At 68.2% G+C, this 10,384-nt stretch carries 8 protein-coding genes; 6 read left to right on the top strand and 2 right to left on the bottom strand.

Annotation, left to right across the window (positions count from 1 at the left end):
* Both IT540_RS11585 and IT540_RS11580 read left to right on the top strand, forming a co-directional pair.
* Positions 1-701 (top strand): HWE histidine kinase domain-containing protein (locus IT540_RS11585; RefSeq protein ID WP_291177585.1); only part of this gene is annotated, 701 nt, incomplete at its 5' end.
* Between the two features lie 45 nt (positions 702-746).
* A complete protein-coding gene (locus tag IT540_RS11580) occupies positions 747-1,034 on the top strand; it encodes a hypothetical protein (RefSeq protein ID WP_291177582.1) in 288 nt (95 codons plus the stop codon).
* 12 nt (positions 1,035-1,046) lie between these two features.
* On the opposite strand, the gene IT540_RS11575 is transcribed toward IT540_RS11580, so the two are convergent.
* Complete coding sequence (locus IT540_RS11575) at positions 1,047-2,711, bottom strand: thiamine pyrophosphate-dependent enzyme (RefSeq protein ID WP_291177579.1); 1,665 nt, start codon at positions 2,709-2,711, stop codon at positions 1,047-1,049.
* A 312-nt stretch (positions 2,712-3,023) separates the two neighbouring features.
* Here IT540_RS11575 and IT540_RS11570 point away from each other — a divergent pair, with 312 nt between their 5' ends.
* Positions 3,024-4,598: a DUF4384 domain-containing protein gene (locus IT540_RS11570; protein WP_291177576.1), complete on the top strand. Its 1,575-nt coding sequence runs from the start codon at positions 3,024-3,026 to the stop codon at positions 4,596-4,598.
* A gap of 28 nt (positions 4,599-4,626) precedes the next feature.
* Here IT540_RS11570 and IT540_RS11565 read toward each other — a convergent pair whose 3' ends face one another.
* The gene (locus IT540_RS11565) at positions 4,627-5,193 is read right to left on the bottom strand and encodes a hypothetical protein (RefSeq protein WP_291177573.1); all 567 of its coding nucleotides are present in this window, start codon (positions 5,191-5,193) and stop codon (positions 4,627-4,629) included.
* 89 nt (positions 5,194-5,282) lie between these two features.
* Between IT540_RS11565 and rmuC the strand changes: the two genes are divergently transcribed.
* The 3 genes from rmuC (at position 5,283) to IT540_RS11550 (ending at position 10,256) form a co-directional block, all read left to right on the top strand.
* Positions 5,283-6,530, top strand: coding sequence for a DNA recombination protein RmuC (gene rmuC, locus IT540_RS11560; RefSeq protein ID WP_291177571.1), 1,248 nt, complete (start codon positions 5,283-5,285; stop codon positions 6,528-6,530).
* A gap of 16 nt (positions 6,531-6,546) precedes the next feature.
* On the top strand, positions 6,547-8,859 hold the full coding sequence (locus tag IT540_RS11555; RefSeq protein WP_291177568.1) for a Tex family protein: 2,313 nt from the start codon (positions 6,547-6,549) through the stop codon (positions 8,857-8,859).
* A 212-nt stretch (positions 8,860-9,071) separates the two neighbouring features.
* Positions 9,072-10,256 carry a type III PLP-dependent enzyme gene (locus IT540_RS11550; protein ID WP_291177566.1) on the top strand — a complete coding sequence of 395 codons (1,185 nt, stop codon included), beginning with the start codon at positions 9,072-9,074 and terminating at the stop codon, positions 10,254-10,256.
* Positions 10,257-10,384: the final 128 nt, after the last annotated feature.

Raw genomic sequence — 10,384 nt, 5'->3', positions numbered from 1 at the left:
GCGGAGGCCGAGCTGCGGAATCCATAGCACAGTTCGATTGGTCGAACTCCCCGCTCGGACCCATGGGGCAATGGCCCCAGTCGCTCAAGACGGCACTGAGCATGATGCTCCTCTCGAGCTTCCCCAAGGCCATCGCATGGGGACGCGAGCTCATCATGCTCCACAACGACGCGTTTGAGCCCATCCTCGGCAACAAGCCTTCGGCCATAGGGCGGCCGTTCAGCGACGTCTGGGCAGAGGTATGGCCCGAGCTTCAGCCCATGGTCGACAAGGCCTTTGCCGGCGAAGCCACATTCATCGAGAACTTCGGCCTGATCATCAACCGCCGGGGCTATCCCGAGCAGGCCTACTTCACGTTCTGCTACAGCCCGATCCGCGTCGAGAGCGGCGAGGTCGGCGGCATGATGGACACGGTCATGGAGACGACCCAGACCGTATTGGCGCAGCACAAGCTCGCCGTGATGAACGCCGAGCTGTCGCATCGTATGCGCAACGTGCTGACGATGGTGACGGCCATCACCACGATGTCGTTGCGGCACGCGACCGGGATCGATGAGGCACGCGCCTGCCTTTCGCAGCGCTTGGCGGCCCTCGGTCAGAACCAGTCGTTTCTGACCGCGGACGCGGCAAGCGAGGCGAGTATCGCCCAGATTCTCGATCAGGCCTTTGCCGCTCATCCAACGCTGCGCGAGCGGATGTAGGCGTCAGGCCCCGAGTTCAGCCTCAAATCGAACCATGCGCTCGCCTTGTCGCTCGCGCTCAACGAGCTGATCACGAACTCGATCAAGTATGGGGCGTTGTCGAATTCCCACGGCACGGTTTCCGTGCAATGGGATCCCGCGGGTTTCCACTTCGCGTGGCAGGAGGTCGGGATCGAAAGCCACGGCAGGACGACCCGTGAGGGGTTCGGCACCAAAGTGCTGATGCAGTTCGTGCCGGCTTCGTTCAACGGAAAGGCAAGCATGCACTTTCCGGGCGACCGCCTTCTCTACGAGCTTGTGGCGCCGCCGGCAGCCATCCGCGCGACATCATAGTTCTAGACGCCGCTACTTCGCGCCGACGCCGTCGCGCACACCCGACAGCGTCTCCGTCGGCGTGATCGCTTCAGGGTCCAGCCTGAGGTCGATGACGAACGGCACATCCGCGGCCAGCGCCTCGCGGAACGCCGCCTCGAAATCCTCGCTCCGCGTGACGGTCGCCGCCCCCGCGCCATGCGCCCTGGCGAACGCCGCGAAATCCGGCTTGACGAGGCTCGTTCCGTTGGGGCGCCCCGGGAAGTGGCGCTCCTGATGCATGCGGATGGTGCCGTAGATGCCGTTGTTGGCGATCAGAATCGCTATCGGAAGACCGAACTGCACCGCCGTTCCGAGCTCGCTCGACGTCATCGCGAAACAGCCGTCGCCCGCGAAGCACACGACCGGCCGCTCGGGGTGCTCAAGCTTGGCCGCGATCGCTGCTGGCAGCCCGTAGCCCATCGAGCCCGAGGTGGGAGCGAGGCCGCTCCTGTAGCCCTTGAACCGGAAGTAGCGGTGCACCCACTGCGAGTAGTTGCCGGCACCGTTGGTGACGATGCCGTCCTCCGGCAGCAGAGCCGAGACCGTAGCGACCACGTCTTCCATGCGCACGGCGCCGGGCGTCGCGCGCGGCACGAGGGTCGCCTCGTAGGCGGCGCGCAGGTCGCGCCGGAAGCGCGCCCAAGGACGCTCCGCCGCGCCGCGCAGGTTGGGCGCGAAGGAGGCGAGCGCCTCGGCGAACGCCTCCGAGGTGGCCGCTATCGCAAGCCCTGCATCGCGATAGCCGAGGATCGCGCTGGGCTCCGGATGCACCTGGAGGAATGTCTGCTCAGGCCCGCCGAGCAGCGCGTACGCGTCGGTGGCGATGTCCGCCACCTCGGCGCCCACCGCGATGACGAGGTCGGCCGCTTTGAGTCCGGCTTTGAGCTTGCGGTCGGTCGTGAACCCGAGGTGCCCGACGTAGCTCGGGTGGCGGTTGTCCACGTAGTCCTGGCAACGGAATGCCGCCGCCATCGGCACATCGAACGCCGTCGCGAAGTCCTCGACGGCGCGTTGCACCTGACCACTCCATCCCGGTCCGCCGACCACGAGCAGAGGGCGCTCCGCCGCGCCGAGGCGCTGCGCGAGGTTGCTCATGTCGCGCGGAGAGGGTGCCGCGCCCGCGATCACGGCCGGCGCCGTCACCGGCGCCGTGGTGGCGGCCGACAGCACATTCTCCGGCAGCCCGATCACGACCGGCCCAGGCCGCCCGGAGGTCGCTACGCGGAACGCGCGCGCGACGTACTCCGGAATGCGGTCGGCTTGCCGGATCACGGCCGTCCACTTGGCGATGCCGGAAAACAGCGCCGCGATGTCGATCTCCTGGAACGGCGCCCGCTCGTCGAGCGGCGTTGTCGGCAGCCCGACGAACAGGATCATCGGCGTCGCATCCTGCTGCGCCACGTAGACGCCCGAGACCGCGTTGACGACTCCGGGTCCGCGCGTCGCGAACGCGATGCCGGGCCGCCCGGTAAGCTTGCCCGTCGCCTCTGCCATCATCGCCGCGCCACCCTCGTGCCGGCAGACGATGGTGCGGACCTGCGGCGCGTCGTAGAGCCCGTCGAGCGCGGCAAGGAAGCTCTCGCCTGGCACCTCGAACACGCGGGCCACGCCATGCACCGCGAGCTGATCGATCAGGAGCTTTCCGCCGTGCGTCATGAGGTGTGGGGGGAATCCGTTGCGAGGAGGGCCGAGCGGCGAGGACGTGCCTCGCGGCATATCCCACACATAGGATAGGCCGCGGGCCGAGGCTACCGCTGCCGCCGTCGGGCGCGGCCCCGCGCGACGCGACCTCGCCGTGTGGTTAAGGATGGGATCGGCTGCAGCAGCAACACGCGTGCCTTCTCGATAGCAAGTGCTGTTGCGCAAGCGCCGCTAGCCCGAAGGCCCTGAAGGCCGGTATTCTCCTGCGAGCAGAAGAGGATGGCGGGGTCGATGAGCGGAGCAGCGTGCGCACGTGGCGGATGGACCATGCTCGCATCGGCAGCGCTGAGCCTTGTTGCGGCCGTTGCCATCCGCGCCGAGCCCGCGACGGCCCCGCCTGCCGCGGTGGCTGCGGAGCAGTCGCGGCCGCTGCCCGAGCGCGCGCGTGCGGTTCTCGAGGCGCACTGCACGGCGTGCCGCGAGGCCCATGCCAACGGCAGCGCGCTGGATCTGGATGCCCTGGCCGACGATCCGCGCCTGGTTGAGCCGAAGCGACCTGACGCCTCGCGCATCTACCAGCGCCTGCTTGCATCGCAGGGCGTGCGCGAGGGCGATGCGGCAACCGGACCGACGCCGGAGGAGGTCGAAACCGTACGCGACTGGATCGAAAGCCTGCCCGCGCGCAACGCGGGATGCGCCGGCCGCCACCTTATTGCGCCCGCTGACGCGGACGCCCGCGTCGCGACCTGGGTCCGGAAGACCGGTGCGTCGTCGGCGGCCGACACCCGGTTTCTGTCGCTGGTCCATCTCTGGAACGCCTGTGCCGCGCCTGAGCGGCTCAAGGAGGCCCGCGACGCGGTTGCTATCCTGCTGGCGGCGCTCGCCCGCCGTCGCGATACGCAGGAGATCGAGACCTTGGGCGAGGAGGGCGCCATTCTGACCGTGCGCTTGAGCGCGGTTGCGCTTCTCCCCGCCGAATGGGAACGGCTCACGGCCTCCGCACCGACAGCGGGCGTGAGCGCCGTGCCCGCCGACTGGCTCGCCGCGCACGTGCTCGCGCGGCCGAAGGATGCCTCCGGCAACATCGATCCCGCCTTCGACGTGGCATTCGACGCCGCCGGCCAGCGGGCCGTGGAGCGCTTTGCCGGCGCTTGGACTCGTGATGTCGATCTCGTGCGGGCCGCCGCCGAGCGCGGAGTGACGCCCCGCGTGCTCGCGGGGATTCTTGCCGCCGTGGGCGGCGAGTTCCTGCATCCGGCGCGGCGCCTGATCCACGGCACGTTGACGCGCGAGGCGTGGCAAAGCCTGACGCGCGCGCTCGACGGCGAGGCAAAGCCCGGATCCGCGCTGAGCGGAGCGACCGTATCGAACACGGAGATCGACGTTCTCGTCTGGACCGACAAGCCGTTCTACCGGCCGCGCGATCTCGTCACCATCAACGTAGCGGTCAGCAAGGCGTGTCACTTGACGCTGATCGACGTCGATCGGGAGGGCAAAGCCATCGTGCTGTTCCCGAACGAGCTCGAGCCCGACAATCTCATCGCGCCGTCCGTGGCCGTGCGCGTGCCGGGTCGCGACGCCGACTATCAGTTCCGCTTCGACCGCAGCGGCGAGGAGCAGATCGTCGCCATCTGCCAGCGCGCTTCGCGCCGTCCGGACGGCATCGCCTACGACTACGAGCGCCAGCGCTTCGCCATTCTCGGCGACTGGCGCACATTCCTGCGCAAGATGCCGGAGCGCGAGAAGGAGATCCGCGCGCGGGAGGTCGCCGAGGCCGCACGCCGCAAGCGTCGCGGTCGTCCGCCGGCCGCGAACGGCTCGCCTGCCGTCGGCGCGGAGGACTCCGTCCCCATCGAGGGCCGGACCGCTATCACGGTCACCATCGACCGGGGCACACCCTAGCGCATCCCGCACCCCCCGGGGACAAGTATCAGAACTTGCCGGCGTTGCGCGCGTCCGCCTCGGGATCGCGCTCCTTGCCTTCGGTGGCATAGAAGTGGTCGCGCAGGTCGGGCATTGGATCGGTGATTTTGTTCGGCGGAATGCCGAGCGACGAGGACTGGTGCGCGAGGATCAGCCAGCGGCTATCCTTCTCCTGACGCTCGAGGATGAACAGCGTGCCGGCCGCGCTCTCATACGTCTTCTGCGCGGCGAAGGCGTAGAAATAACCCCGCTCCCAGACGTTGACCTTGGCGAAATTGGGATCGATGCGCAGGCGCTCGATGTCGTAGGCGAACTTCAGCGCCCTGGCCGGCAGCGAGGTGTAGACGCGCGGGCCGAGCATGGCCGCGCCGGTGTCGATGTACCGGTAGTGCGGCGACGCGTCGATGAACCCCGGCGCCGTGAGCGCCGAGATGCGGCCCCCGTCCTTCTTTTGCAGCTCCGCGTACCAGGCTGCGATCACAGTACGAATGGCCGCCTCCTCGTCGCCGGTACCTTGCGCGGCGGCCGCGGGGCTGAGGAGCAGAAGCAGTAGAACGGCGAAAATAGCACGCACGGATGAAACTCCTGGAACGTCCCCGGCGGAAAGACACATGCTCCTGTTCCTGACGAATTTTGGGCAGCCGAATCGGATATCGCAGGGGCATGATGGAAACTGCGCCCGATCGATTGGCTCAATGGCTCGCCGTGCTGAGTGAGGCCTTGAGCACGACCGATCCCGTGCTGATCCTCGGCGCCGTCGTGCTCGGCGTGCTGCTGGCGCTGCTCCTGCGGCGGGGGCAGGGCGGGACAACCGCCGCCGAGTTCGCCGAGATCAAGGGGCGCCTGACCGCCATGAGCGAGATGACGGTACGCCGCCAGGCCGAGGAGGCGCACGCCCTTGACGAGCGTGTCGAGCAGGTGGCGACGCGCCTCGGCGCCACGCTCGACGGCGTGAGCCGACGCCTGTCGGACAGCCTTGCCGAGACGCAGCGCCAGAACAGCGACACCGTTGCCCGCCTGACAGAGCGGGTCGACACGCTCGCCCGCCACATGGGCGATAACCTTGCAGAGGCCGGCCGGCGCACGTCCGAAAGCCTCTCCACGCTGAACGAGCGCCTCGCCGTCATCGCGGAAGCCAAGCAGAGCCTCGCCGATCTTTCGTCGGAGGTAGGCTCCCTCTCGGGCGTTCTCGCCAACAAGCAGGCGCGCGGCGCGTTCGGGCAGGTGCGCATGGAGGCCATCATCCGCGATGCGCTCCCTGTGGGTGCCTATGAGTTCCAGGCCACGCTCTCGAACGGCAAGCGCCCCGACTGCGTGATCCGCCTGCCGAACACCCCCGCGTCCCTCGTCATCGATTCCAAGTTCCCGCTCGAAGGCTTCGAGGCGCTGCGCGTCGCGCGCACGCCCGACGAGCAGAAGGCCGCCCGCGACGCCATCCGTACGGTCGTCGGCCGCCACATCGACGACATCGCGGAGAAGTATCTGATCCCCGGCGAGACGCAGGACACCGCGCTGATGTTCGTCCCTTCGGAATCGGTCTACGGAGATCTGCATGAGCACTTCGCGGACCTCGTGCAGCGCGCCCACCGCGCCCGCGTCGTCATCGTGGCGCCGAACATCCTGATGCTCGCCGTGCAGACCGTTCAGGCCGTGATCAAGGACGCGAAGATGCGCGACCAGGCGGGCCTCATCCAGCGCGAGGTGGGACTTCTGCTCGGCGACGTGGCCCGCCTTGCCGAGCGCGTGGCCGAGCTCGAGCGCCATTTCGGCCTTTCCACCAAGGCGTTGGAAAAGGTCTCCGCGTCCGCCGCGCGCATCAGCGGGCGCGGCGAGCGTCTGACGGCCCTCGACCTCGAGGACGAATCCGGCGCATCCTCCGCGCCCGCGCGGTTGACCTCTCGCGCGTCCTGACCCTAAAGGCACCTCCATGGACAAGATCAATCAGCGTATCGCAGACGAATTGCGCGTGGGCACCGGCCAGGTGGCAGCCGCGGTGGCCCTTCTCGACGAGGGCGCGACTGTTCCCTTCATCGCCCGCTACCGCAAGGAGAAGACCGGCGGGCTCGACGACACGCAACTGCGCACGCTGTCCGACCGCCTCGTCTACCTGCGCGAGCTGGAGGACCGCCGCGCGGCGATCCTGAAGAGCGTGCGCGAGCAGGACAAGCTGACCCCGGAGCTCGAGCGCGCCTTCAACGCCGCCACCACCAAGGTCGAGCTTGAGGATCTTTACGCGCCCTATAAGCCCAAGCGCCGCACCAAGGCGCAGATCGCGCGCGAGGCGGGCCTCGAGCCGCTGGCCGATGCGCTGCTTGCCAACCCCGCACTCGATCCTGCCGTCGAGGCGACGAAGTTCGTCGCCGCAGACAAGGGCGTCGCCGATCAGAAGGCCGCGCTCGACGGCGCGCGCCACATCCTGATCGAGCGCATCGCCGAGCGCGCCGACGTCGTGCAGACCTTGCGCGAGTGGGAATGGAGCGAGGGCCGCCTCGCCTCCAAGGTCAAGAAGGGCAAGGAGACGGAGGGCGCCAAGTTCTCCGACTATTTCGACTTCGGGCAAACCATCAAGGACATGCCGAGCCACCGCGCGCTGGCGCTTCTGCGCGGCGTCAACGAGGGCATCCTCGACATCGACCTCGACGTCGAGCATGACGAGGCCAAGGCGCATCCCGCCGAAGGCAAGATCCGGGCTGCGTTCGGCATCGCCGACAAGGGCCGCCCGGCCGACGCCTGGCTCGGCGAGACCGTGCGCCTGGCCTGGAAGGCACGCCTCTCGACGAGCATCACCTCCGACCTCCTGACGCGCCTCAAGGAGCGCGCCGATGCCGAGGCGATCACCGTCTTCTCCTCGAATCTGAAGGACCTGCTGCTCGCCGCGCCCGCCGGCCCGCGCGTCACCATGGGCCTCGATCCGGGCCTGCGTACGGGTGTCAAGGTCGCCGTGATCGACGCCACCGGCAAGCTGGTCGACACGGCGACCATCTATCCGCACGAGCCAAAGCGCGACTGGGCCGGCTCCCTGGCAACGCTCGCGGCGCTCTCAGCCAGGCACAAGGTCGACCTCGTCAGCGTCGGCAACGGCACCGGCAGCCGCGAGACGGACAAGCTCGTCGCCGAGCTGATCGCCAAGATGCCCCAACTCAAGCTGACCAAGGTGATGGTCTCCGAAGCCGGCGCCTCCGTCTATTCCGCCTCCGAGCTGGCCGCGAAGGAGTTTCCCGACCTCGACGTCTCGCTGCGCGGCGCCGTCTCCATCGCGCGCCGGCTGCAGGATCCGCTGGCCGAGCTGGTCAAGATCGAGCCCAAAGCCATCGGCGTCGGCCAGTACCAGCACGACGTCGACCAGTCGGGCCTCGCCCGCTCGCTCGACGCCGTGGTCGAGGACTGTGTGAACTCCGTCGGCGTTGATGTGAACACTGCGTCCGTGCCGCTGCTGACGCGCGTTTCGGGCCTCAACCAGACGCTCGCGGCGAACATCGTCGCTTTCCGCAACGAGAACGGCGCCTTCAAGACACGCACCGCGCTGAAGAAGGTGCCGCGCCTCGGACCCAAGGCGTTCGAGCAGGCGGCGGGCTTCCTGCGCATCATGAACGGCACCAATCCGCTCGATGCGTCCGCCGTGCACCCTGAAGCCTACGCCGTCATCGAGCGCATCTCCGAGAAGACCAAGCGCCCGCTTAAGGCCATGATCGGCGACCGCGCGTTTCTGAAAGCGCTGCGCCCCGCCGAGTTCGCCGACGAGACCTTTGGCATCCCGACCGTGACCGACATCCTGGCCGAGCTGGAGAAGCCCGGCCGCGACCCGCGCCCCGAGTTCAAGACCGCGACCTTCACGGAAGGCGTCGAGAAGATCTCGGATCTGAAGCCCGGCATGCAGCTCGAAGGCACGGTGACGAACGTCGCCGCCTTCGGCGCCTTCGTGGACGTCGGCGTGCACCAGGACGGGCTCGTGCACATCTCCGAGCTGGCGGATCGCTTCGTCAAGGACCCCCGCGAGGTGGTGAAGGTCGGCGACGTCGTCACCGTGCGCGTGAAGGAGGTCGACGTCGAGCGGAAGCGCATCGGCCTCACCATGCGCTCGGGCAGCATCGAGCGCGGCGCATCGGGCGGAGGCGCGCGTCCGCAAGGCGGTTCGCCGCAGCAAGGCCGTGGCTTCGCGCCACCGCCGAGCAAATCCGGCGAGCCGGCAGGCGAGAGCGCCTTTGCCGCTGCCCTCCGCCGCGCCCAGGAGCGCAAGTAAATGTGGCCGGCAGGCACAAACTGAACGCCTGCTTTTTTGCAAAGCTTTGCAGATCGGCGGTGACGCGAAATCTTCGCGAAACTGTCACAATCTGCGCGGGCCAAAGGTCTTTACATCCAAGCCCGTAGGTCCTAAATGCACCCCACGCACGGCGACGATTTTCGCTTCGCACGGCGCTTCTGGTCCAACCCGAGTTGGTGGAGGTCCGTTACATGGAGCGATATGCCTCAGCGGCAGAGCTGGTCGCCGTCCGCAAGCCCGAGCGTCCGGTCGTCTGCGCGCGCCCGCATGCCGCGGCCCGCGCCGCGCGCTGGTTCATCGACAACTTCAACGGCGACGTGGCCTACGCCTACAAGGCCAACAGCTCGGTCTTCCTGATCGGCGCGCTCTACGGCGCCGGCATCCGCCATTTCGACGTCGCCTCGCTGCCCGAGATCGAGGACGCGGCGACCATCCCGGGCGCCGAGCTGCACTTCATGCATCCCGTGAAGTCGCGCGAGAGCATCCGCCGCGCCTACCATGAGCATGGGCTCAGGAGCTTCGCGCTCGATACCGAGGACGAGCTGAGGAAGATCGTCGAGGAAACCGCTGGCTCGGCCGGACCGGCGCGCGACCTTGCGCTCTTCGTCCGCGTCACCGTTCCGGCCATCAACAGCCGCATCCCGCTCGAGCGCAAGTTCGGCGCCAGCGGCCAGAAGGCCGCGCGCCTGCTGGTCGAGACGCGCCGCGCCGCGGCCGAGCTCGGCATCACCTTCCACGTCGGCTCGCAGACCATGACGCCCGACGCCTACGTCAACGCCTTGTCGGAGGTGCAGAGCCTGATCGGCAAGGCCGGCGTCGTCGTCGACCGCATTGACGTCGGCGGCGGCTTCCCGTCGGTCTATCCGGGCATGCAGCCGGCGCCGCTCAAGCGCTTCCTGTCGGCGATCGAGGAGGGCGTGAACAAGCTGCCCGTGCGCGAGGATGTGCGCGTCATGTGCGAGCCGGGACGCGCGCTCGTCGCCGAGGCCGAGACTTTGATCGTGCGGGTCGAGGCACGCCGCGGCAATGACCTTTTCATCAACGACGGCGGCTACGGGGTGCTGTTCGATGCCGCGCACCTGGGCTGGACCTATCCGGCGCGCCTCATCGCCCGCGAGCCCGCGACCGAGACGCTGATCCCCTACGAGCTGTGGGGGCCGACCTGCGACTCGATCGACCACATGAAGGGGCCGTTCTCGCTGCCGGACTGCATCCGCGAAGGCGACTACCTGGAGATCGGCAACGTCGGCGCTTACGGCCGCGCCATCGCCGGCGACTTCAACGGCTACGGCACGTACGAGGAGGCGATCCTCGACGACGAGCCGATGATGACGCTCTACGGCGAGGCCGACGCACCCGAAGCGCTGCTCGGCTAGGTCGATCTCTCCCTCTCCTCGCTCGCGGGGAGAGGGCAGCCGCAACGATGGGCTGGTCCGGAAGCCCGAGCCTCTGCAACCCGTAAACCTGCGCAAAACCTTGGAAGCGCCCCGTTGCGCCCCAGGGA

The sequence above is a fragment of the Hyphomicrobium sp. genome (assembly GCF_020852195.1).
Taxonomy (GTDB): domain Bacteria; phylum Pseudomonadota; class Alphaproteobacteria; order Rhizobiales; family Hyphomicrobiaceae; genus Hyphomicrobium_C.
The sequence above is the reverse complement of the archived record's forward strand: the minus strand, read 5'-3'. Positions and strand labels throughout refer to the sequence as shown.

Excerpts from the sequence above, each read along its gene's own strand:
- IT540_RS11575 (WP_291177579.1), bottom strand. The coding sequence starts at position 2,711 with ATGACGCACGGCGGAAAGCTCCTGATCGATCAGCTCGCGGTGCATGGC.
- IT540_RS11570 (WP_291177576.1), top strand. The coding sequence starts at position 3,024 with ATGCTCGCATCGGCAGCGCTGAGCCTTGTTGCGGCCGTTGCCATCCGC.
- rmuC (WP_291177571.1), top strand. The coding sequence starts at position 5,283 with ATGATGGAAACTGCGCCCGATCGATTGGCTCAATGGCTCGCCGTGCTG.
- IT540_RS11555 (WP_291177568.1), top strand. The coding sequence starts at position 6,547 with ATGGACAAGATCAATCAGCGTATCGCAGACGAATTGCGCGTGGGCACC.
- IT540_RS11550 (WP_291177566.1), top strand. The coding sequence starts at position 9,072 with ATGGAGCGATATGCCTCAGCGGCAGAGCTGGTCGCCGTCCGCAAGCCC.